Source organism: Paracoccaceae bacterium (assembly GCA_012103375.1).
Taxonomy (GTDB): Bacteria; Pseudomonadota; Alphaproteobacteria; order Rhodobacterales; family Rhodobacteraceae; genus WLWX01.
This window is the reverse complement of sequence record WLWX01000001.1, coordinates 3,237,391-3,260,277: the sequence shown is the minus strand read 5'-3', so window position 1 is coordinate 3,260,277 and position 22,887 is coordinate 3,237,391. Positions and strand designations below refer to the sequence as shown.

The window sequence follows — 22,887 nt, the reverse complement described above, 5'->3', positions numbered from 1 at the left end:
ATTTACGGTGCGCTTCACTGATTTCGGGGTGAAGCAGGGATCGATTGTCGCAATCGTGACGGATGATCCGCTGGTTGCCATTTCGACTGTCCTGGCAACAAGTTTGCTAGGCGCGGAATGGGTTGAAGCGAACCGAGTGCTTGCCGAAACAAAGCCGGTTCAGCCGACGCATTTTTTTAATTCGCCGGAAGCGAAAGGCTCGAAAAGGGTAAATTTCGTCGAACTAGACATGACATGGAGTGCTGCTCCGGAAACACTGGTCAGAGCCACTGAAATTGCTACGCCCGGGCCACCAAACGACGAAGCAACCTGGTTAAATGTCAGAACGTCTGGAACGACCGGAACGCCTAAATATGTTGGGTTCTCCCAATCAAACGCGATCGCGCGCGCGCATTCCGTTCGTGACGATTTTGTTGAGGGTTTCACGCGGGTTGCCTGTCTGTTCAGTTGCACCGCATTCCCGTTCATTACCCGCGCGCTGGCCGCCCTCCTTAACGGTTGTACACTCGTCACTTCTTACGATTTCCGCGTATGGCAGAAACAGAAAGTCAATCTGGTCACAGGCTCTCCATCGCAGGTCGCAGATCTGCTGAAAGGCGTCACTCTGTATCCGAAGATTGCCCAAATTCATGTTGGGGGCGGCAATATGAGCGAGGAGATATGTCGTGCGTTGTTAGCTAATTTCGACCACGTTGTGGATCTCTATGCGTCAGCTGAGAGAAACCGATGTTTCAAGAATATCCGGAAGCTGGTCGCTTCGGGCGAGATTATGACCTTTGGTGAGGCCACGGACGCGATCGTTGAAATTGTCGACAAAAACGGCAACCCGGTAACACCGCCCGAGCTTGGAACGGTCCGCGTGAAGAATGCCTACCTGGCAGCAGGTTACCTCAATGACAAGGACGCGGAAGCGGAGGCGTTCCGGGACGGCTGGTTTTACACCGGCGATATCGGAACATGGGGTGAGAACGGCGAGCTCGTTATTGTCGGGCATGGCGGGGAGACTGCCAACATTAACGGCCTAAACGTCAATCTTGTACTGATGGACGCAGTAATTTCGTCAATGCCCGGCGTTACTGCAGCTGCGGTTTTCAAAAACCCGCGCCCGTCGGCAAGCGAAGAACTGATCGCCTTCGTCGCAACTGAACCCGATGCCGACAAGAATACCATAATCAACGAAGCCAGGACTCTTTGCCTTGCGAACTTCGGTCGACATGCGACGCCTGCGAGAATTATACCAATCGACGAAATTCCTGTGAATTTGGATGGGACCCCAGATCGCCGAGCTTGCATCGAGATTGTCAAGGCGCGCCAGGGCGCACATATCTAACCCGGAGCGGAACTGCGCGTATGAGCATTGCTCCATACCTGTGAGACAAACATGAGCGACAATCAGATCTATAACGTTGGCTTTCGGTTTCTTGAAGTTGCCGACAACTGCCCTGAACACCCGGCGATCATCGCCGAAGACATGACGGTCACATATGCCAATCTCGCGGCTTCTGTACGCGCATTTGCGGTAAAACTTCGGGAGAACGGCGTCGGGCGGAATTCAATCGTCGTGCTCGAAACGACGGACATGTTGGCGTCGCTCGGCATTTTCCTGGCGACAGCGGTACTCGGTGGTCGGTTTGCAATCGCTTCCACATCATTGTCGCGTGCCGGAATCTTCGAAGCAACCCACCTTGTCGCAACCCGCGAAGCAAAGATCGCCGAACGTGCTCAGGCGACAATCGTGGATTCGAGCTGGTCGCCCCGGTATGTTTTGGCAGAGGGTCTCTCCTGCGATCTTGATGAGTTCGAAGGATACGAAGACAAAAGTGACGCTTTCTTCATCACAAGCACGTCCGGAACCACAGGCGCCCCCAAATTCCTCGCCTTGAGCTATGAACAGGTCTGCAGACGCGTTCATGCGGCACGGGCCGATTATGAACCCTTCAAGACTGTTGCAGCACCGCTTTTCAACTGCACCGCACGCCCGTTCCTTTCGCGAGCTTTGTCGATTTTGCTGACACCGTGTACCCTGATCGACAGTAACAAGCCGTCATTCTGGCTGGAGAACGGAGTGAACCTGGTCAACGGGTCTCCAGAACAGGTGAAAGACAGTCTATCCGGCAAGAAACTGAAGCAAAAGATCGCGACTCTGCACATCGGTGGCGGGAAAATCGAAGCTGAAGTAATTGCGGAACTTCTGGAGAGTTTCGACCAGGTGATCGATGTCTATGGCGCCAGCGAGACGAACAGAAGTTTCATGAACATCAACAGGTTGAACGAAGATGGCATCGTCACGACGCAGGGAAAATCGTTGGACAGTCAGGTTCAGGTTATCGCGGACGATGGTCGCGAATGCGACATTGATGAACCCGGAACAGTGAGGGTTCGCAATGACTATCTGGCGGATGGATACCTGAACAATCCGCATGCTCAGGCCAAAGCGTTTCGGGATGGCTGGTTCTACCCGGGCGATCGTGCCCGTTGGGAAGCGAACGGCAACCTGCGCATCGAGGGGCGCGTTGATGATGTCATCAACATGGGCGGCACGAAGATTGATGCAGCGCGAATCGAGATCATGCTCCGCATGGCGCCGGACGTGGTTGATGCCGTGTGTTTCAAAAATCCCAAGGGCGATGTTCGTACTGAATTGCTGGCGTTTGTCGTGGTGGAACCTCTTGCCCAAATCGACATATGTGTCGAGAACGCCCGGTTGCTGTGTTTGCGCAATCTGCCAACGATTTTTGTGCCCCGCCACGTGTTTCCGATCAACGAAATTCCGAGGGACAGCGAGGGCAAGCCTGATCGTGCCGCATGCGCAGCACTTATCCTGAAAAGATCGGCCGCAAACGGTGTCGACCAACCTGGCACTCCGTAGAAAACGCAAGCTGATTCGGCGAGGACGAAGGACTCTGCCGCCAATCAGCGGGATTCTGTGTCAGAAGCGCAACATCGGTGGCCAATTTGCCTTCCCTTAGGCGCGGCTGCGGCTGCCACATGTGGACTCGAGGTTTCCGCACGGTTAACCATTCAAGTAATTGTGAAACGCGGCCAAGCCGTAGCACTAAAGCGTTTCGGCTTGAACCTGAATCGCGAGGGATTCCCTTGAGACCTGATCTGTGATTCATCCTGTTTGGGAGGATGGATCATGTCAGCACCTTTGCCATCTGCGCTTCGGATACGGTTTCATAGATACATTGAAGAAGGGTTGAGCGGGCGCGCGGCGGCGTTGCGGTTGAAGCTGTCGCCTGCCACAGGCGCGCGGTGGGCGCGTCAGGTGAGGATGAAGGGTCATGCGGAACCTGCCCGGCAGGGACCGCCGCGCGGCAAGGGAAAGCTGGCTCCGCATCGGGAATTCTTTGAGGAGTTGATCGCACCTTGGGTCATCAAGGGAGCGATAGATGGCCCCGCCTTCGCGGCCTACATCCGCGAAGTGCTGGTCCCCGAGATCAACCCCTGCACTGTCGTCATTCTCGACAACCTGGCAACCCACCGGAATAAGGAGGCGACGCAGGCTTTACGCAATCACGGCTGCTGGTTCCTTTACCTGCCACCGTACTCGCCCGACCTGAATCCCATCGAGCAGGCCTTCTCTAAACTGAAAGCCCATTTGCGACGGATCGGGGCCAGGTCCTTTACCCAGGTCTTCGAAGCAATCGGAGCAATCTGCGATCTCTACGACCCAGTAGAATGCTGGAACTACTTTAAGGCCGCCGGATATGTCTCAGGTTAATGTCGAAACGCTTTAGGATGTAGGAGACAGACAATGAAGAAATCTATTGTAGTGAGCTCCGCGGCAACATCAACCTTGGCGTTGTTAGCGGCTTCTGGATCTGCGCACGCGCAGGATTGGTCGGGCTTTTACGGCGGCGTTAGTTTGAACTACAATTCAGGTGACATAGTCTCCGGACTTAGTGGTAGTAGTGACTACGGCATCGGCGGTCACAATGGCTCCGTGTTTGTCGGCCATAATTGGAACGTTGGGAACGGAAATACCGTGGCCGGTGTCGAACTTGCACTGTCTCTCGGCGATGTCGATATGAGTTACAGCGGCCCCGGATCGGATTATCTTACAATCAGCAATATTTTCGACGTAAAAGGGCGCGTCGGGCAATCAATGGGCAAGACGCTTGTCTATGGGTTCGCGGGCCTCTCTTTCGGCACTCGTTCCTCCGTAGCTGGCGACTACAACATTTCGGGCACGAATGTCGGCATTGGCGTCAGTCACATGATAAACGAAAACTTTGCTGTTGGTGCCGAACTCATGCGCCTGAATATGGATGGCGGGTACTCAGCCTATGGTTCAGCCAAGATGAACAGTGCTTCGTTGCGATTGGAAATGAAGTTCTGAGGCACAACTGAACCTCAGACAACGTCAAGGGCAGCTTCGGTTGCCCTTTTTCATTGCATGTTTCGGCACCAATCCTCCCTTTTTCCGATAGGCGTCAATCGATGACACTAAAGATAAACGGTGCGGGAATGGGTCGCACCGGCACCAAATCCACCAAACTTGCGCTCGAGGTTTTGGGATTTGGACCGTGCCATCACATGCACGAGTTGCTTTCCCACCCGGAAACCATTCAGGTTTGGCAGGGCGTCGCGGCTGGTAACGTTCCCGATTGGAATGAGGTTTTTCATGGCTACAGGTCGCAAGTCGACTGGCCGGGTGCGTTTTTCTGGCGCGCACTCATTGCGTACTATTCGGATGCCAAGGTTATCCTGACTGTCCGGGATCCGAACGAATGGTATGACAGCATGACGCAGACCATCATGCGTGGTTTCCAAAGCCGCGATGGCGCACCCAACCCTGTTCGTCGCGAACAGCTTCGATTTGCCCACAATCTGGTTTCGGAACAGCTGTTTCAAGGAAATCTCGATGATCCGATCTTTGCCAAAGAGTTGTTCATGCGTCACAATCAGGATGTTATCGACACAGTCCCTCCAGAGAAGCTTTTGGTGGTGAACGTCAAAGATGGCTGGCAACCGTTCTGTCAATTTCTGGACGTTCCAATTCCCGACGAAACATTTCCATCCGAGAACACGACCGAGGCCTTCCTTCGCGGGCTTGGGCGTAGCTAGTAGCTGACGCCTTCGTCCCGGCAGTTATCAAGCGCTTCGTTCGGCATCGCACTGGACTTCAGACCCAATGTTCGCGTTGCGCGCGTGTTGCGGACCACGACAGATTCAACTGTCCGTGGCTCGCACCCGAACAACAAACGTTTGCCGCGCGGCAGAATTCTGTTTGAAATGGACTGATTGTGTTGAAAAACTCCGAAATCAGAGCGTCGCGGATTTCTTGCGAAAACCTATGAAGCGAAATAGTCGGAAAGCTTTGACCACGAGACAGCGCATGGCTGCGCGTGAGCGCATGTAGGCGATTTGGGCCGACCCCCGCGCCAAAAATTTAGGATCGGGCTGCATGGAAAGAAAAATCATCGTTCAGGCCCTAAAACGGAGTTTTTCAACACAATCGACTCGTTGCCGCCTTTCGGCAGTGCAGAGTAAGACTGAGATTCAATGCCACCTGAACGTCCGCTTCAACAAATCACCTGAGTCGTCGATGCACCTGCCGCGAAATTCGGCTCTCGCCCGATTCTGTTGAAAAACAACGTGTTGCTGGCGCCGAAAGTAGCGTCCTGAACATGGCGCAGGTGCCTTTCTGATCAGGCTTTGCGCAGATGCTGCGGTGCAGGAAAGAGCTTGGCCAGTTTGCGGAGGTTCTGGGCGGTGGCGGCGAGTAGGAATGTGCCCCGACGAGATACGTCAGATCCCTCGTTTCTGATCATCATTCGACTAAAGGGGTTTCGCTGCTGAACGTCGGCCTCCATCAATCCGTATTCGATGACCGCATGGATGGAGTTCAATCGTCGTCTGATCGTGCCGGTTCGATTTCCTCGTTCACAAAGACTGGAGACGAACGATCTTGCATGTCTGACGTCAGGGTTTTTCGGACTTCGCGGGCCGTTTCGTAACGGAGGCTCTGGTTCGGTTTCTGTTTGAGTTTAGGCGGCGGCAGTTTGGTGCTGCAATCTCTGCTTCGGCCAGCCATGCAATCAACTTTTCCAATAGTGTGTCGGGCAGCCGCAGCAAGTCATCCTTTTCAATATCGAAAATCGCCATTTCACCAATCCAATACAACGGGTTGGAGATCTAACATGAAGTAGCAACAACATCTAGCCATCCGGGCGACATGCACACCAATGGGTAAATAGGTTCATTTAACAATCTCTAGCACTTTGCGTTAAGCCGAACGAAATCCGCAGGGGCTTCATACGTCAGCTCTGTGGCGGCTAGATCGCGGTTTTTGTGAGTGCAACGAAAGTCAGCAATCAGCCGATTCTGTGGAAAAACAACGTGTTGCGGGCGCAGAAAGTAGCGATTTGAACATAGCGCGAGCGCCTTTCTGATCAGGCTTTGCGCGTTTGCTGCGGTGCAGGAAAGATCTTTGCCAGTTTGCGAAGGTTTTGGGCAGTGGCGGCGAGCAGGAATTCGTCATTTGCGCCGCATGGTCCACGTAATCGGAGCCGTCCCAGGCCGAGAATGCGCTTGAGGTGGGCAAAGAGCATTTCGACCTTCTTCCGGAGCTTCACCGAGATCTTGTATTGCGGCGTTTTGGCGATTGCGCGGGCGATGTCGCGAGCGTCCTCATGTTCCTCACGGGTGATCTTACGGGCGTCGGCATTCGGGCAGCACTTCGGCTTGGAAGGACAGGATTGGCAGGTGTGCTTCAGCGCTTGGTACTTGGCCACGCCCTTGCCGGTTGGGCCGCGATTGGGGTCGGAGTAGTTTCGGCGGAACTGCTTCAGAGCCTCGCCTTCCGGGCAGATGTATTGATTGTTCTCGGCATCCCATTCGAAGTCAGCTCGGGACCAGGTGCCATCGGTGCGCCCGGCTTTGTCGAAGACCGGGATGTGCGGTGCGATCTTTTCACCCACCAGCCATCCGAGCATGGGTCCCGATCCGTAGGCGGTGTCGGCGATCAGCCGTTCGGGATGAAGATCGAAGCGCTCTTTGGCCCGCTTCAGCATCGTCTTGGTTGACCCCACCTCGGCTTGACGGATCGACCGTGTCGCTTCCACGTCGACGATGACACCATGATCGGTATCGATGAGATAGTTGTCGGAGTAGGCAAAAAATGCGGGACCCTTACGCGCCGCCGTCCACTGGCTGGCTGGGTCGGAATAGGACGTGAACTTTGGCTCGACCGGTGTCGCTGCTCCGAATGCGGCCTCATCCAGAGTGTCGAGATACTCGCGGACCGCGCGGGGTGCAGCGTCTGCATCGATCCGCGCAATGTCCCATTCTTCCTTTGGCGCAGAGTACTGCTTGTTGGCATCCGCCTCGATCAAGCTGGCATCGACGGCCAGGCGCTGACCGCTGACGAGACCTTCGGCGATGCATCGCGCGACCGTGGTCTCGAAGAGATGGCGCAGCAGCTCACTCTCGCGGAACCGACCATGCCGGTTCTTTGAAAAGGTCGAGTGATCCGGCACCCGATCGGCCAGGTCGAGCCGACAAAACCACCTGTACGCGAGGTTCAAGTGTACCTCTTCACAGAGCCGCCGCTCGGACCGGATGCCGAAGCAGTAACCGACGATCAGCATCCGGATCAGCAGTTCAGGATCGATCGAAGGACGACCGGTGTGGCTGTAGAAATCGGCAAGATGGGCGCGGATGCTGCTCAGATCGACGAAACGATCAATCGATCGCAGCAGGTGATCTTGCGGGACATGGTCTTCCAGCGAGAACTCATAGAACAGCGCCGCCTGTGCTTCCTGCCTCGGTCCCATCATGGCTGATCCTCCCGCTTGTTGAGAGGATTGAATCAGCGCCATAGCCCTCGATCAAGCAGGAGTTTTTCAACAAAATTGGCCGATTGTGTTGAAAAACTCCGTTTTAGGGCCTGAACGATGATTTTTCTTTCCATGCAGCCCGATCCTAAATTTTTGGCGCGGGGGTCGGCCCAAATCGCCTACATGCGCTCACGCGCAGCCATGCGCTGTCTCGTGGTCAAAGCTTTCCGACTATTTCGCTTCATAGGTTTTCGCAAGAAATCCGCGACGCTCTGATTTCGGAGTTTTTCAACACAATCAGCAATTCTATAGGCGGATGTCCGGGCGGCACTAACCCCCAAGTTTACCCCAAGAAATCTCTGCGCCCATCTATACGTCCACGCCATCCGCCTTACCCCCCCTGGGGGTGTCCTTCCCCCCTAAAACTGGGCCACTACATTGGTCTTGAGAGGGGAATATGTAATGGCACGGAAACGGCATTCGGACGAAGATGTATTGAAGCTGCTGCGTGAGATTGAGCTGAAGCTGACGGGAGGAAGTGACGTTGCATCGGCGTGTCGTAGCGTCGGCATCAGCGATGCGACATATTACAACTGGCGGAAACGGTTTGGTGGTATGGGACGGTCGCAGTTGTCGGAGATGCGCAGCCTGGAAAAGGAGAATGGGCGTCTCAAGAAGATCGTCGCTGAGCTTGAATTGGACAAGCTGATCCTCAAAGAAAGCCTGAACTACTTAAAGCCCAGGGCCTGACGACTGGGGAGCTCCGTCAGGCCGTTATTCATACGCGCCAAAAGCTCGCGACCTCGGAGCGGAGGACCTGCCGGGTCGTCGGTCTGGCGCGAAACTCTCTGCAATATCGACCCGCGCCAAAAGACGATGATGCTCTACGGCTCGCTTTGATCCGCCTGGCCAAGCAATATGGGCGCTACGGCTATCGTAAAGTTTCGGAACTCCTGCGCATCGAGGGCTGGCGGGTCAATCATAAGAAGGTTGAGCGTCTCTGGCAGGAAGAAGGACTGCAACTCCCGCAGCGGCACAGGAAGCGCAGACGGCTTTATCACAAGGACAGCTCGATCATTCGCCTCAGGCCGACGCATCCGAACCACATCTGGAGCATCGACTTCGTTCACGACAAGCTCAGCAATGGCCGGAGCTACAAGATGCTGACCGTTCTGGATGAGTACACCCGGCAGGCCCTGGCCGTGGAAGTTCGCAGCAGGATGGGCGCCGAAGATGTTCTGGAGGCGCTATATCCGCTGCTCCTCTGCCATGGCACGCCGGAGTATATCCGCTCCGACAACGGCCCAGAGTTCGTAGCCAAGGCGATGCAGGAGTGGTTGGTTCGCGTTGGTGTTCGACCAATTAGAATCTATCCGGGGTCCCCTTGGGAAAACGGATACAACGAGAGGTTCAACGGCACTCTCCGGCACGAGATCCTCAACGCTGAATGGTTCACAACAACGAAACAGGCACAGATCGTCATCAATCATTGGCTTAAGCAGTACAACCACACACGTCCGCACCAGGCTCTGAACATGCGACCACCAATGCCAGAAACTCTAATCAGAAATGGCCCAGAACTTGGGGGCTAGACAGGTGGAGCTCGAAGTGAACCCGGGGGCATACAGACGTACCTTTCACAGGCACTCAGAGAGTCAGTCACTGAGAGTCATTGCCGGGTTGAAGGTAGGTGCGGTCCCTGAAGCTACACAGGGACTCTTCAGTGAAGCCGTAGGACATACCGTAGGACAGAACGCGCCTGTTGACGGTGAGTCCGGGCTGCTGATAACCCTTGTTTGACTGAGGCGTTCAATGGCTGAGGTGCCTGTAACGGGACTCGAACTCCCTCTCCTGGGCACCACCCCCAAGCTCAACCCATTGAATACCCTCGGTTTCTTGAGGAAACTGCAGGGGTGTAGGACATGGCGCCAACGGCACTGCCATATTGCCACTCAAGTATCTGCTTGCGATGCTGCTGACCTACGCTTTGACACTCGAACTCAGAACCGTGGTTTCGCCAACTCACAAGCACCCATTTGCACGAGCTTTCCATCGCTGGAAACACTGTCCGAACGGTATTCGCCGGAATGCCGATCAACAACGATGTATGTGACATAATCTCGGAACAAGGTGCTTTCACAACTCAACTCGACCAACTCCGCGCTGATATTCACACTAGGCCCGTCCTTACAACGGCTAAATCTTGGCACTTTCTCCACGTGCACAAGCTCGTTGCCAGCGTAGAAAAGCTTAAACAGATGATATGAAGGATCAATTGGGTATCTTTGCCTGACACCAAGGCGGTTCGATATATGTCCTGAAGCTGTTCTTGGGTGAATGTGCCTCGACGCGATACATCCGATCCCTCGTCCTTTATGATCATTCGGCTGAAGGGGTTTCGTTGCTGAACGTCAGTTTCCATCAATCCATACTCGACGACAGCATGAATGGAGTTAAGTCGTCTTCTGACTGTCGCTGTCCGGTTTCCTCGCCCCAACAGATGGGCCACGAACGATCTTGCATCTGACCTGACATAGCTTGTGATGGGTTTGTTGCCTGCAACTTCGACTAAAGCACTTACTGCCAGTCTGACGGGCTCCTCTTCTATGTTTCTTGTGCTCAGGTAGTCATCGGTACATTGCAGAAGGTCCAGTTGTTCAGGTCGAGCGGATTTGATGAGCCGGGACAGATCCACCGGTCTTGCGTCTTCGACATTCCAGAGATCATTCAGTGTCTCGGTCAAGTGGGTTGCAAGTTTTCCTGCTTCATCTTCGTCCCTACCCAATTTGAGGCGTACAGCACTCATTCCGAAGGCGTCTTTGACCCGGTCAGGAACCCTACGATTGTAATAGTAAGTGCCCGAACGAAAGATGGTGTGTGACAGTTTGTGTGACATATGGCGTTGTCCTCATAGGTATAACCCGTTGACAACGAAGATATTTATGTCGGTAGATTGGTGCCCAGGAGAGGACTCGAACCTCCACATCCTTGCGAATACCAGCACCTGAAGCTGGCGCGTCTACCAATTCCGCCACCTGGGCAGGTGTCGTGAAAGCGGGACGTAAGCGCAGTGGGGCGGGGTGTCAACAAGGTCTTGGTGTGATTTGTCAGTTTTGATGCGGCGCGGCGCTGTTGCCGGGATTGGTGGGGTTGTTTTGCGCACTGCGGCTGGCTGGAAACGACGATACTGTTGGTGCAGGCCTTGAAGCGGATGCATCGGCTTGGGGACCTAAGCACGAAGCCGGTAAAGGAAGCGGTGCGGGCCTTGTCGTTGGGGCCAATCAAGCGCTGGTGGCGGCGATGCTTGGCGTTACGCTCTCAGGCCGGCTCGCCTGTTCCGGAGCGGCAATTGGCCGTTCGGCGCGCGACGCCGTTGGGCTGAAGACACTGGCTAGGGTGTTTCCGTCACTGTGTTGGGGACTGTCTCAGACCCTGCGAATACGGCCAGAATCCGGGCCGGGCCGGTTCCTGTGTTGGTGCCGTTGTGGCTGGTCTTATAGGCCTCGATGAACGCATCGCCGCGGGTGTAGGTGCGGCTGCCGTCCGGTCCGTAATCAACCGTCAACTCACCCTCCAGCACATAGGCGGATTGTGTTGAAAAACTCCGAAATCAGAGCGTCGCGGATTTCTTGCGAAAACCTATGAAGCGAAATAGTCGGAAAGCTTTGACCACGAGACAGCGCATGGCTGCGCGTGAGCGCATGTAGGCGATTTGGGCCGACCCCCGCGCCAAAAATTTAGGATCGGGCTGCATGGAAAGAAAAATCATCGTTCAGGCCCTAAAACGGAGTTTTTCAACACAATCGGCGAATAGCGGAACCTCGTGATGGTGCGGGCCGGTCGTCTGGCCCGGAACCATGGTGACGATCGCCGCCGTGATCTTTGGCGGACCATCCGGATAGGCGACTGTCTGGCCCAGCACGGTTTCGGCGCCCGACAACAGCACATCCAGTGGCGGATAGGAATCGCGCGCCGGGGCGGCGACGGCCAGAAACAGGCCCAGGCCAGTGGCCCCAAGAAGGATATAGGCAAGGCGATACATAAGGCTCTCCGGCGGTTGATATTTGGGCGACCATAGCTTTGACATTGCGGATCGCCCACCCCGCTTTTCCATTGACGCTTGCTGCCTGCACGACGCCCCGATAAAGCTGTGCTGCGTAACGACAGAAAGGGCCGGATGATGAAGCTGGTCACCATCTACGGCGGATCCGGGTTTCTGGGTCGCCACATTGCGCGCCGAATGGCGCAGGCTGGCTGGCGGGTTCGGGTGGCGGTCCGCCGCCCTGCCGAGGCCGGGTTTGTGCGCACCTATGGCTCGGTCGGTCAGGTAGAGCCTGTGCTGTGCAACATCCGCGATGATGACAGCGTGGCGCTTGCGATGGCCGGTGCCGACGCGGTGGTGAACACTGTTGGCATTCTGGCTGAGCGCGGGCGCAATAGCTTTGAGGCCGTGCAGCACGATGGCCCCGACAGGATCGCCAGACTTGCCGCGGCAGCGGGAATTGCGCGTGTGGTTCACGTCTCGGCCATCGGGGCGGATGCTGACGGCGACAGCGATTATGCGCGCACCAAGGCGCTTGGCGAAGCGGCGGTTCTTGCCCATGTGCCGGGTGCCGTCATTCTGCGCCCCTCGATCATGTTCGGGGCAGGCGATTCGTTCTTCAACCGATTTGCCGGAATGACCCGGTTCGGGCCGATCCTGCCGATCGTGGGTGGCGATACGCGGTTTCAGCCGGTCCATGTGGACGACGTCGCACAGGCTGCGCAAAAGGCGTTGCTTGGCCAGGTCGCCGCAGGAACTTATGAGCTTGGCGGCCCGGATACCGAAAGCCTGCGCGCCCTGATGCAACGCATGCTGGGGGTGATCCGTCGGCGGCGATTGATTCTGAACATCCCGTTCTGGGCGGCGCGGATCAAAGCCGCTGTGTTCGAGTTTTTCGGTAAGATCAGCCTGGGCCTGGCGCCTGTGCCTTTCACGCGTGATCAGGTTGAAAATCTGCGCCATGACAATGTTGTCGCAGAGGGTGCAAACTCGCTGTCCGACCTCGGCATCTTGCCTGTTTCAATGGATGCGGTGCTTGAAGATTATCTGTGGCGCTTCCGTCCGTCGGGGCAATATGCCGAGATTACGGAAAGCGCGAAGAACCTACGTATAGGCAATTCCTAGCAGAATCAGGCCAAGCGCGATCCGGTAGATCACATAAGGCGTATAGCTGACCGAACGCAGCAGGCGCATCATGATCGACAGGGCAAAAAGGGCCGCGATGAAGGCTAGACCGGCGGCGATGGCGCCGTCGCGCAAAAACCCTGGATGCATGCCGGTCGACGTCTCCCACAGCAGATAGCCGCCGGAAACAAGGATGGCCGGGACCGACATCAACATGGCCAGCCTTGCGGAATCCTGCCGCCGGTAACCCATCGCGCGGGCGGCGGTGATCGTTATGCCGGAACGCGATGTGCCGGGGATCAGCGCAAGTGCCTGGGCGATACCCATGCGCAGGGCGTCGCGACGGTTCCAGCTTTCTGCGCTGTTAAGCGTTGGCCCACGTTGATCTGCCCAAAAGAGCAGCACACCGAAGATCAGCATCGTCCATCCGATCAGCGCGACGGAACGCAGATGCGCGTCGAGGCCAGAGAATTTCAGCAACGCTCCGAAAATCACCAGCGGCACGGTTGCAAGGATCAGCAACAGGCCAAGGCGCGCGCCGGGATGGGTGATGTTGCCTGCAAACAACGCGGGAATGCCCCGCAGCACTGCAGAAAAATCCCGGCGGAAATAGATCAGAACCGCGCCCAGCGTGCCCACATGCACGGCGATGTCGATCGCCTGCCCCTGATCCTGCAGACCGGTCAGTTTCGGCAACAGGATCAGATGGCCGGAGGATGAGACGGGCAGGAATTCGGTCAGCCCTTGCAGGATCGCGACGAGGATGATGTGAAAAAGCGGCATCAGGGCCTCTGTCGCGGCTGGCGGGGTGGGATCGCGGCCTAACCTAATGATTGGATTCCGAAAGGAAAGCTGAGAATTAGGTCCGGTTTGGACCTAAAAAAGCCGGTGACGCCCTGAATATGTCACGGCACGTGCGTTGTTTCTTTAATTAGGTCATACATTCTGATTTTCAATCGGAGTCACAGTTCGTAAACAGTGCCTTCGCGGGACAGGGAAAGTGTGACTCGGATTATGGCTGATACACAGATGCTCAAGTTTATCTCGGTAAGCCGGGACATGCCGGAAAAGCGGATGCCGAATCTGCGCCGCACGGATTTCCGCGAGATTTATGGTGAGTACGCGACCGAAAAAGCGGCTGAACAGGCGGGTCGGTGCAGCCAGTGCGGCGTGCCCTATTGCCAGACGCATTGCCCGCTGCACAACAACATCCCCGACTGGCTGCGCCTGACTGCGCAGGGGCGGCTGCGCGAGGCTTATGACCTGTCGCAGGCCACGAATACTTTCCCCGAGATTTGCGGACGCATCTGCCCGCAGGATCGCCTGTGCGAAGGCAATTGTGTGATCGAACAATCCGGGCATGGCACCGTCACCATCGGCTCGGTCGAGAAGTATCTGACCGATACCGCCTTCGATGAAGGCTGGGTGCCCGCGATTGCCCCGCAGGTCGAGCGTGAGGAAAGCGTCGGCATCATCGGCGCTGGCCCCGGTGGGCTGGCGGCGGCGGATATGCTGCGCCGCGCGGGCGTGCAGGTCACGGTTTACGACCGCTATGATCGCGCCGGCGGGCTGCTGACCTATGGCATCCCCGGTTTCAAGCTGGAAAAAGACATCGTCATGCGCCGGATTGATCAGCTGGAAGCGGGCGGCGTGACGTTTGAGCTGGATTGCAATGTGGGCGTGGATCGGTCGTTCCAAGACATTCGCGCGGCGCATTCCGCAGTGATTATCGCCACTGGCGTCTACAAATCGCGCGATCTGCCCGCGCCCGGTGTCAGGGCCGATGGCGTGGTTCGGGCGATTGATTACTTGACCGTGTCGAACCGCAAAAGCTTCGGGGACGAGGTGCCGGAATTCGTCGATGGCTCATTAAACGCCGGTGGCAAGCGGGTGGTCGTGATCGGTGGCGGTGACACCGCAATGGACTGTGTGCGCACCGCGGTGCGGCAGGGCGCGACCAGTGTGAAGTGCCTCTATCGGCGTGACCAGGCCAACATGCCGGGCAGCCAGCGCGAGGTGCAGAATGCCGAGGAGGAAGGCGTCGAGTTCGTCTGGCTGAGCGCGCCCAAGGGTTTCTCTGGCGACCCGGTCGAGGGCGTGATGGTGCAGAAAATGCGCCTTGGCGCGCCGGATGCCAGCGGGCGACAGGCGCCGGAGTTGATCGAAGGGGCGGATTACGTTGAAGGCGCCGATCTGGTGATCAAGGCGCTGGGGTTTGAACCCGAAGACTTGCCTGCCCTGTGGGGCACCGAGGGGCTGGAAGTGACACGCTGGGGCACGGTTCTGGCCGACTTTCAAAGCCATGAAACCAGCCTGCCGAGGGTCTATGCCGTGGGCGATATCGTGCGCGGTGCCAGTCTGGTCGTCTGGGCGATCCGTGACGGGCGCGAAGCGGCCGAGGCGATCCTGAATCGGCTGAACGATGCAGCGCAGATGGCTGCTGAATGAGCGATATGACCGACATATGGGTTTCATATGACTCGCATATGATCGGAACCGGTTCCGGCGATGGCAATGTGTCAGCCTTACTGACCAACAAGCGGAGGAGGCAAGACGATGGCTGAATCAAAACTTTACGGGTCCTGCCTGTGTGGCGCGGTGCGCGTGACCGCAACGCCGCTGGGCGACAGTATGCACGTTTGCCATTGCGATATGTGTCGCGCCTGGACGGGCACGGCGCTGATGTCGTTCAAGGCGGACCCCGGCAACTTTGAGGCGACCGGACCAGTGCGCAAACGCGCAACCTCGGACTGGGCGGAACGGGCCTGGTGCGATGAGTGCGGGTCGTCGCTGTATTACCGAGTGACGGCACCGGGCCAGCATTTTGACATGCACCATGTTGCCAGCGGATTGTTTGCCGATGCGGGCGGGTTGACCCTGAACAACGAGCTTTTTGTGGACAAGCGACCCGGCGGATATCGCTTTGCCGGTGACCTGCCGGGCATGACACAGGCCGAGGTTGAAGCGCTGTTCGGAGATGAGGGATGAGTGACACGATCCAGGGACACTGCCTGTGCGGCGCGGTGACGATCCGGGTGGCGGGCCACCACGACCCGCGCCCAGGTGCGTGCCACTGCCGGATGTGCCAGCGCTGGTCCGGCGGGCTGTTCCTGTGCTTTGAGGCGGACGCGGGCGGTGTGACGATCGAGGGGCCGGTGACGCACTATGCCTCGTCCGAGTTCGCCGAACGCGCGTTCTGTTCGACCTGCGGGTCGCACCTGTGGATGCGGGATCTGAACGCCAGCAGTTACGAGCTGATGCCGGGGCTGTTCGACGCGGTTCTGGACGCACCGCTGAGGTCCGAGGTTTACGTGGATCGCGCGATGGCCTCCGTGCAGCTGACGGGGGATCACCCGACGGCGACGGCTGAAGTGTATGAGGCGAAGAACGCCCATGTTGAGGGAGAGACAAGATGACCGAATTTGACCCCAACTGGGCCGCCGCCGAGGAAGCCAGGCGCGCCTTTATGGACGAAAACAGCCTCTATTCCGCTGAAGATGAGCATTCGTCCTGCGGCGTGGGCCTTGTGGTTTCTGTGAACGGGACCAAATCGCGCAAGGTGGTTGAGAACGGCATTGATGCGCTCAAAGCGGTCTGGCACCGGGGCGCGGTTGATGCCGATGGCAAGACCGGCGATGGGGCGGGCATCCACGTTCAGATTCCGGTTCCGTTCTTTTATGATCAGGTCAAGCGCACCGGCCATGAACCCCGCGCGGATGAGCTGATTGCCGTCGGGCAGGTGTTCCTGCCGCGCACGGATTTCGGGGCGCAGGAGACCTGCCGGACCATTGTAGAAACCGAAGTTCTGCGCATGGGCTATTACATCTATGGCTGGCGGCATGTGCCGGTCGATGTCTCTTGCCTGGGTGACAAGGCCAATGCAACGCGGCCAGAGATTGAGCAGATCCTGATCTCCAACGCCAAGGGCGTGGATGAAGAGACGTTTGAGCGGGAACTTTACGTGATCCGCCGCCGGATCGAAAAGGCGGCGGCGGCGGCGCAGGTGCCTCAACTGTATATCTGCTCCCTCTCCTGCCGGTCGATCATCTACAAAGGCATGATGCTGGCCGAGCAGGTGGCCGAGTTCTACCCCGACCTGATGGATGACCGGTTCGAAAGTGCGTTTGCCATTTATCACCAGCGCTATTCCACCAACACCTTCCCGCAATGGTGGCTGGCGCAGCCGTTCCGGATGCTGGCCCATAACGGGGAAATCAACACCCTGCGCGGCAACCTCAACTGGATGAAAAGCCACGAGATTCGCATGGCGTCCTCGGCGTTTGGCGATATGGCCGAAGATATCAAGCCGATCGTGGCGCAGGGGTCGAGTGACTCGGCAGCGCTGGATGCGGTGTTCGAGGTTCTGGTGCGTGCCGGGCGGTCGGCACCAATGGCAAAGACGATGATGGTGCCGGAAAGCTGGTCAAAGCAGGCGATCGATCTGCCCAAGCCCTGGACGGATATGTATTCCTACTGCAACTCGGTCATGGAACCCTGGGACGGCCCTGCGGCACTGGCCATGACCGACGGGCGCTGGGTCTGCGCCGGGCTGGACCGCAATGGCCTCAGACCGATGCGCTATGTTGTGACCGGTGACGGGATGCTGATTGCCGGGTCCGAGGCCGGGATGGTGCCGGTGGATGAGGCGCATGTGGTCGAAAAAGGCGCATTGGGGCCGGGCCAGATGATCGGCGTTCATATGGGCAAGGGGGCGTTGTTCCATGACGCGGACCTGAAGAACGCGATGTCAGCGGCGCTGCCGTTCGGTGAATGGGTCGGGCGGATTAACGAGATGGATGGCGCGCTGACGGGCGTGACCGAAGCGCCGATGTTCTCGGGCGCAGAGCTGCGCAAGCGGCAGATCGCGGCGGGGTATTCACTGGAGGAACTTGAGCAGATCCTGGCCCCCATGGCCGAGGACGGCAAAGAGACGCTGGCCTCGATGGGCGACGACACGCCCAGCGCCGTGCTGAGCACCAAGTACAGACCGCTCAGCCATTTCTTCCGGCAGAACTTCAGCCAGGTGACGAACCCGCCGATTGACAGCCTTCGCGAATACCGGGTGATGAGTCTGAAGACACGGTTCGGCAACCTCAAGAACGTGCTGGACGAGGATTCCAGCCAGACCGAGATTCTGGTGCTGGACAGCCCCTTCGTGGGGAACGCGCAGTTCGACAAACTGGTTCAGGCCTTTGATGCGCCCTGCACGACCATCGACTGTACCTTCGGCGTTGATGAGGGGGCCGGGGCGCTGAATGCGGCCCTGGCGCGGGTGCGTTCGGAGGCCGAAGACGCCGTGCGGTCGGGCGCGGGGCATTTGATCCTGACCGATCAAGATCAGGGCGAGGGTCGCGTGGCGATGCCGATGATCCTGGCGACCAGTGCCGTGCATTCCTGGCTGACGCGGCAGGGCCTCAGGACCTTCTGTTCGCTGAATGTGCGGTCCGCCGAGTGTATCGACCCGCATTACTTCGCGGTGCTGATCGGCTGTGGCGCGACGGTGGTGAACCCCTATCTGGCCGAAGATTCAATTGCCGACCGGGTGGATCGTGGGCTGATCGACGGCACCCTGACCGAAGCGATGGCGCGATATCGCAATGCCATCGACCAGGGCTTGTTGAAGATCATCGCGAAAATGGGGATCAGCGTCATCTCATCCTATCGCGGTGGCTTGAATTTCGAGGCTGTGGGGCTGAGCCGCGCCATGGTCGCCGAATATTTCCCCGGCATGCACAGCCGAATCTCCGGGATCGGTGTTTCCGGCATCCAACGCAAGGTGGCCGAGGTGCACGCGCTTGGCTGGCAGGGCGGCACCGACATCCTGCCGATTGGCGGATTTTACAAGGCGCGGAAATCGGGCGAAACGCATGCCTGGGAAGCGACCGCGATGCACATGTTGCAGGCGGCCTGCACGCGCAGCAGTTTTGAAATCTGGAAGCAGTATTCCGCCAAAATGCGCTCCGCCCCGCCGATCCATCTGCGGGACCTGATGGATTTCAAACCGCTGGGCAAGCCGCTGCCGATTGAGGAAGTCGAAAGCATCACCAGCATCCGCAAGCGGTTCGTCACACCAGGGATGAGCCTTGGCGCGCTGTCGCCCGAGGCGCATAAGACCCTGAACGTGGCGATGAACCGGATCGGCGCAAAGTCGGATTCCGGTGAGGGTGGCGAGGATCCGGCGCATTTCACGCCCGAACCCAATGGCGACAACCCGAGTGCGAAGATCAAACAGGTCGCCAGCGGGCGCTTTGGGGTGACGGCTGAGTATCTGAACAACTGCGAAGAGTTGGAGATCAAAGTCGCCCAAGGGGCCAAGCCCGGTGAAGGTGGGCAATTGCCGGGGATGAAGGTGACGGAATTGATTGCGCGCCTGCGGCATTCGACGCCGGGGGTGATGCTGATATCCCCTCCGCCGCATCACGATATCTATTCGATCGAGGATCTGGCGCAGCTGATCTATGACCTCAAACAGATCAACCCGCGCGCCAAGGTGACGGTCAAGCTGGTTGCGGCCAGTGGGGTCGGCACGATTGCTGCCGGTGTCGCCAAGGCGAAGGCGGATGTGATCCTGATCTCGGGCCACAACGGCGGCACCGGGGCAAGCCCGGCGACGTCGATCAAATACGCAGGGCTTCCCTGGGAGATGGGTCTGACCGAAGCGCATCAGGTTCTGGCGATGAACAAGTTGCGCGACCGGATCACCCTGCGCACGGATGGCGGATTGCGCACGGGCCGTGACATCGTCATGGCGGCGATGATGGGGGCTGAGGAATACGGGATCGGCACCGCCGCACTGATCGCCATGGGCTGCATCATGGTGCGGCAGTGTCAGTCGAACACCTGCCCGGTTGGGGTGTGTACGCAGGACGACGCGCTGCGCGCGAAGTTCACCGGAACGGCGGATAAGGTGGTTAATCTGATCGGGTTTTACGCCCAGGAAGTGCGCGAGATTCTGGCAGAACTGGGCGCGCGGTCCTTGGACGAGGTGATCGGGCGTGCCGATCTGCTGAGCCAGGTGTCGCGCGGCTCGGCACATCTGGACGATCTGGATCTGAACCCGCTGCTGATCACCGTCGATGGGGCGGATCGGATCGTTTATGACCGGGAAAAGAAGCGCAACAAGGTGCCCGGAACGCTGGACCGCGAGATTGTGCGCGATGCCCGGCGGTTCCTTGAAGACGGCGAGAAGATGCAGCTGAGCTATGCCGTGCGGAACACCCATCGGACCATTGGAACGCGGGTGTCCAGCCATATCGTGCAGCGGTTCGGGATGCGCAATTCGCTGATGCCGGATCATCTGACGGTCAAGCTGACCGGTAGTGCGGGCCAATCGCTGGGGGCGTTTGCGGCGCCGGGGCTGAAGCTGGAAGTGTCAGGGGATGCCAACGATTATGTCGGCAAGGGGCTGAGTGGGGGCACCGTTGTAGTGCGCCCGCCGATGGCTTCGCCCCTGGTGGCGGCGGACAACACGATCATCGGCAACACGGTGCTTTACGGCGCAACGGCGGGGCATCTGTTTGCCGCCGGACGTGCCGGGGAACGCTTTGCGGTCCGGAATTCGGGTGCGACGACGGTGATCGAGGGCTGTGGGTCGAACGGTTGCGAATACATGACCGGCGGCGTGGCGGTGATCCTGGGCAGCATCGGTGCAAACTTCGGTGCGGGCATGACCGGCGGGATGGCGTATCTTTACGATCCTGACGGGACCTCTGCCCCGATGATGAACATGGAAACGCTGGTGACCTGCCCGGTCAGCGAAGACCACTGGGCCAGTCAGCTGAAAGACCTGATCGGGCAGCATCTGGAAGAGACCGGTAGCCGCAAGGCCGCGGAAATCCTGCAGCATTGGGACGAGTCGCGCAGCCATTTCGTGCAGGTTTGCCCAATAGAAATGCTGCCGCATATCGCACATCCGCTGGGCAATGAGGCGGTGGCGGTCCCAGCAGAGTAGCGGAAAGATTGCGCGGGGCGGGAATCGCCAGGCGCGGACGGTCGCAGATTGTCCCTGCGCCCGGTGCGCGCCGGACCGGTCCCGCCGGTCAGGCGCTGGTCTGAACTTGGCGCTTCCAAGCGAGTTGACGGCCAAACCTGAGCCATAAATCATGCAAACTCAAAGGCGCAGCGCCAGCCCACCGGCCCGGCGCGCGCCCTGCTTGCGGTGCCTCGGTGAACGTCCGCTCCGGGCCGATTGTGTTGAAAAACTCCGAAATCAGAGCGTCGCGGATTTCTTGCGAAAACCTATGAAGCGAAATAGTCGGAAAGCTTTGACCACGAGACAGCGCATGGCTGCGCGTGAGCGCATGTAGGCGATTTGGGCCGACCCCCGCGCCAAAAATTTAGGATCGGGCTGCATGGAAAGAAAAATCATCGTTCAGGCCCTAAAACGGAGTTTTTCAACACAATCGGCCATTTCTGTTTCATCTAGGCGGCATCCCGGTGTAAACTGCCATCATGGCAAAACCGAAAAAGCCCGCCGCAAAGCGCGGGCGCAAGAGGCAGAAGAAGAAGACCGGCGGGCTGCGGATCTGGCTGCGGCGCTGGGCGTTTCGGGGCGCGTTGCTTGGTGTCGCCCTGGCGCTGTTGGCGGTGCTTTTCTACGCTGTCGTGAATCCGTCGCGGACCCCTTATATGGCGGCCGAGGCGCGGCGGTTGGGCAGCGTCGACCGTCAGTGGGTCAATTTCGAGGATATCTCGCCCATGATGATCCGCAGTGTGGTCGCCGCCGAGGATGCGAATTTCTGCAATCACTGGGGCTTCGATATGGCCGCGATCCGTCTGGCGATGGCCGAGGGCGGCGGGCGCGGGGCATCGACGCTGTCCCAACAGGTGGTCAAGAACGTCTACCTCTGGCAGGGGCGATCCTGGCCGCGGAAAGCGCTGGAGGCGAGCCTTACGCCGCTGGTCGAACTGATCTGGACCAAGCGACGCATCCTTGAGGTATACCTGAACGTCGCAGAATTTGACGAAGGTGTTTTCGGGGTAGAGGCCGCGGCCCGGACATATTTCCGAACCGATCCGGGCAAGCTGACGCAAGTGCAGGCGGCGCGGTTGGCCGCGATGCTGCCCAGCCCCAAAACGCGCTCGGCCGCGAAACCGACGGATTTTGTGCGCCGCCGGGCGCAGGCAATCATCGACGGGGCCGCCACAATCCGTGCGGATGGCCGCGCGTCCTGCTTTGAAGGATGATCCGCCCATTGAACCCCGGCGCGCTTCGCGGCATTGAAGGGCAACACCAATCACCGAAGGTCCGCCGATGATCCGCCTGTTTCACGCTCCGCTGTCGCCGTTTTGCCGCAAGGTCCGCCTGGTGCTGGCCGAAAAGAAGATCGAAGTGGAACTGGTCGAGGAAAAATACTGGCTGAAAGATCCCGAGTTCATGCGCCGCAATCCGGCTGGCAAAGTGCCGGTTCTGAAGGCGGATGGGGAGTTCATGTCCGAATCGACGCCTATCTGCGAGTTCATCGAGATGCGCCATCCGAACCCGCCGCTAATGCCGGTCGATGCCAAGGAGCGTTATGAGGTGCGCCGCCTGGTTTCCTGGTTTGATGACACGTTCCATACCGAGGTGACGTCGAAGCTGCTTTATGAGCGGGTGAACAAGAAGCTGACCGGCGCGGGGTATCCCGACAGCGGCAACGTCAAGGCAGGCGCCAAGGCGATCAAGTTCCATCTGCTTTATCTGGAAGAACTGCTGGATCAGCGACGCTGGCTGGCCGGCGACGCGATGAGCCTGGCCGATTTCGCCGGGGCGGCGCATCTGAGCGCGCTGGATTATATCTCGGACGTGGATTGGACGCGGGTGAACGGTGTGCGCGACTGGTATGCCAAGATCAAGTCGCGCCCGGCCTTCCGGTCGTTGCTGGCCGATGCGGTTCCGGGATTTCCGCCGCCTGCGCATTATGCTGACCTTGATTTCTGAGGTTGGCGGCTGGGGGC

General features: G+C 58.3%; 20 protein-coding genes and 1 tRNA gene. 15 read left to right on the top strand and 6 right to left on the bottom strand.

Annotated elements, in window-relative coordinates; translation table 11 throughout:
• Positions 1-7: 7 nt before the first annotated feature.
• From GKR99_16680 to GKR99_16660, 5 genes are all read left to right on the top strand, one after another.
• Positions 8-1,330, top strand: coding sequence for an AMP-binding protein (locus GKR99_16680; GenBank protein ID NKB29091.1), 1,323 nt, complete (start codon positions 8-10; stop codon positions 1,328-1,330).
• A gap of 51 nt (positions 1,331-1,381) precedes the next feature.
• A complete protein-coding gene (locus tag GKR99_16675) occupies positions 1,382-2,869 on the top strand; it encodes an AMP-binding protein (GenBank protein NKB29090.1) in 1,488 nt (495 codons plus the stop codon).
• A 270-nt stretch (positions 2,870-3,139) separates the two neighbouring features.
• Entirely contained in the window at positions 3,140-3,724 is a 585-nt protein-coding gene (locus GKR99_16670) for a hypothetical protein (GenBank protein NKB29089.1), read from the top strand.
• Between the two features lie 33 nt (positions 3,725-3,757).
• Positions 3,758-4,342, top strand: a complete 585-nt coding sequence (locus tag GKR99_16665; protein NKB29088.1) for an outer membrane beta-barrel protein — start codon at positions 3,758-3,760, stop codon at positions 4,340-4,342.
• Between the two features lie 101 nt (positions 4,343-4,443).
• Positions 4,444-5,070 carry a sulfotransferase family protein gene (locus tag GKR99_16660; GenBank protein ID NKB29087.1) on the top strand — a complete coding sequence of 209 codons (627 nt, stop codon included), beginning with the start codon at positions 4,444-4,446 and terminating at the stop codon, positions 5,068-5,070.
• A 1,328-nt stretch (positions 5,071-6,398) separates the two neighbouring features.
• On the opposite strand, the gene GKR99_16655 is transcribed toward GKR99_16660, so the two are convergent.
• Together GKR99_16655 and GKR99_16650 are read right to left on the bottom strand one after the other, a co-directional pair.
• Positions 6,399-7,784: an IS1182 family transposase gene (locus GKR99_16655; protein NKB29086.1), complete on the bottom strand. Its 1,386-nt coding sequence runs from the start codon at positions 7,782-7,784 to the stop codon at positions 6,399-6,401.
• A 179-nt stretch (positions 7,785-7,963) separates the two neighbouring features.
• The gene (locus GKR99_16650; protein NKB29085.1) at positions 7,964-8,125 is read right to left on the bottom strand and encodes a hypothetical protein; all 162 of its coding nucleotides are present in this window, start codon (positions 8,123-8,125) and stop codon (positions 7,964-7,966) included.
• 121 nt (positions 8,126-8,246) lie between these two features.
• On the opposite strand from GKR99_16650, the gene GKR99_16645 reads away from it, so the two are divergent.
• Together GKR99_16645 and GKR99_16640 are read left to right on the top strand one after the other, a co-directional pair.
• A complete protein-coding gene (locus GKR99_16645) occupies positions 8,247-8,534 on the top strand; it encodes a transposase (protein NKB29084.1) in 288 nt (95 codons plus the stop codon).
• Positions 8,480-9,376: an IS3 family transposase gene (locus tag GKR99_16640; GenBank protein ID NKB29083.1), complete on the top strand. Its 897-nt coding sequence runs from the start codon at positions 8,480-8,482 to the stop codon at positions 9,374-9,376. Before GKR99_16645 ends, GKR99_16640 begins: the two co-directional genes overlap by 55 nt.
• 1,362 nt (positions 9,377-10,738) lie before the next feature.
• Here the strand turns inward: GKR99_16640 and GKR99_16635 are convergent.
• From GKR99_16635 to GKR99_16625, 3 genes are all read right to left on the bottom strand, one after another.
• Positions 10,739-10,825 (bottom strand) — tRNA-Leu (locus GKR99_16635).
• A 350-nt stretch (positions 10,826-11,175) separates the two neighbouring features.
• On the bottom strand, positions 11,176-11,364 hold the full coding sequence (locus GKR99_16630; GenBank protein NKB29082.1) for a cupin domain-containing protein: 189 nt from the start codon (positions 11,362-11,364) through the stop codon (positions 11,176-11,178).
• 192 nt (positions 11,365-11,556) lie between these two features.
• Positions 11,557-11,871 carry a hypothetical protein gene (locus GKR99_16625; protein ID NKB29081.1) on the bottom strand — a complete coding sequence of 105 codons (315 nt, stop codon included), beginning with the start codon at positions 11,869-11,871 and terminating at the stop codon, positions 11,557-11,559.
• A 90-nt stretch (positions 11,872-11,961) separates the two neighbouring features.
• Here GKR99_16625 and GKR99_16620 point away from each other — a divergent pair, with 90 nt between their 5' ends.
• On the top strand, positions 11,962-12,951 hold the full coding sequence (locus tag GKR99_16620; GenBank protein NKB29080.1) for an NAD(P)H-binding protein: 990 nt from the start codon (positions 11,962-11,964) through the stop codon (positions 12,949-12,951).
• Here GKR99_16620 and GKR99_16615 read toward each other — a convergent pair.
• A complete protein-coding gene (locus tag GKR99_16615; protein ID NKB29079.1) occupies positions 12,931-13,734 on the bottom strand; it encodes an undecaprenyl-diphosphate phosphatase in 804 nt (267 codons plus the stop codon). The genes GKR99_16620 and GKR99_16615 overlap by 21 nt on opposite strands.
• A gap of 231 nt (positions 13,735-13,965) precedes the next feature.
• On the opposite strand from GKR99_16615, the gene GKR99_16610 reads away from it, so the two are divergent.
• The 7 genes from GKR99_16610 to GKR99_16580 all read left to right on the top strand — a co-directional run bounded on the left by GKR99_16610 (position 13,966) and on the right by GKR99_16580 (position 22,870).
• Positions 13,966-15,399: an NAD(P)-binding protein gene (locus GKR99_16610; protein NKB29078.1), complete on the top strand. Its 1,434-nt coding sequence runs from the start codon at positions 13,966-13,968 to the stop codon at positions 15,397-15,399.
• 204 nt (positions 15,400-15,603) lie between these two features.
• On the top strand, positions 15,604-15,939 hold the full coding sequence (locus tag GKR99_16605; GenBank protein NKB29077.1) for a GFA family protein: 336 nt from the start codon (positions 15,604-15,606) through the stop codon (positions 15,937-15,939).
• A complete protein-coding gene (locus GKR99_16600; GenBank protein ID NKB29076.1) occupies positions 15,936-16,367 on the top strand; it encodes a GFA family protein in 432 nt (143 codons plus the stop codon). The genes GKR99_16605 and GKR99_16600 overlap by 4 nt, the downstream gene beginning before the upstream one ends.
• The gene (gene gltB / locus GKR99_16595; GenBank protein ID NKB29075.1) at positions 16,364-20,902 is read left to right on the top strand and encodes a glutamate synthase large subunit; all 4,539 of its coding nucleotides are present in this window, start codon (positions 16,364-16,366) and stop codon (positions 20,900-20,902) included. Before GKR99_16600 ends, gltB begins: the two co-directional genes overlap by 4 nt.
• A gap of 202 nt (positions 20,903-21,104) precedes the next feature.
• Positions 21,105-21,257, top strand: coding sequence for a hypothetical protein (locus GKR99_16590; protein NKB29074.1), 153 nt, complete (start codon positions 21,105-21,107; stop codon positions 21,255-21,257).
• A gap of 145 nt (positions 21,258-21,402) precedes the next feature.
• The gene (gene mtgA / locus GKR99_16585) at positions 21,403-22,137 is read left to right on the top strand and encodes a monofunctional biosynthetic peptidoglycan transglycosylase (GenBank protein NKB29073.1); all 735 of its coding nucleotides are present in this window, start codon (positions 21,403-21,405) and stop codon (positions 22,135-22,137) included.
• A gap of 67 nt (positions 22,138-22,204) precedes the next feature.
• Positions 22,205-22,870: a glutathione S-transferase family protein gene (locus GKR99_16580; GenBank protein ID NKB29072.1), complete on the top strand. Its 666-nt coding sequence runs from the start codon at positions 22,205-22,207 to the stop codon at positions 22,868-22,870.
• Positions 22,871-22,887: the final 17 nt, after the last annotated feature.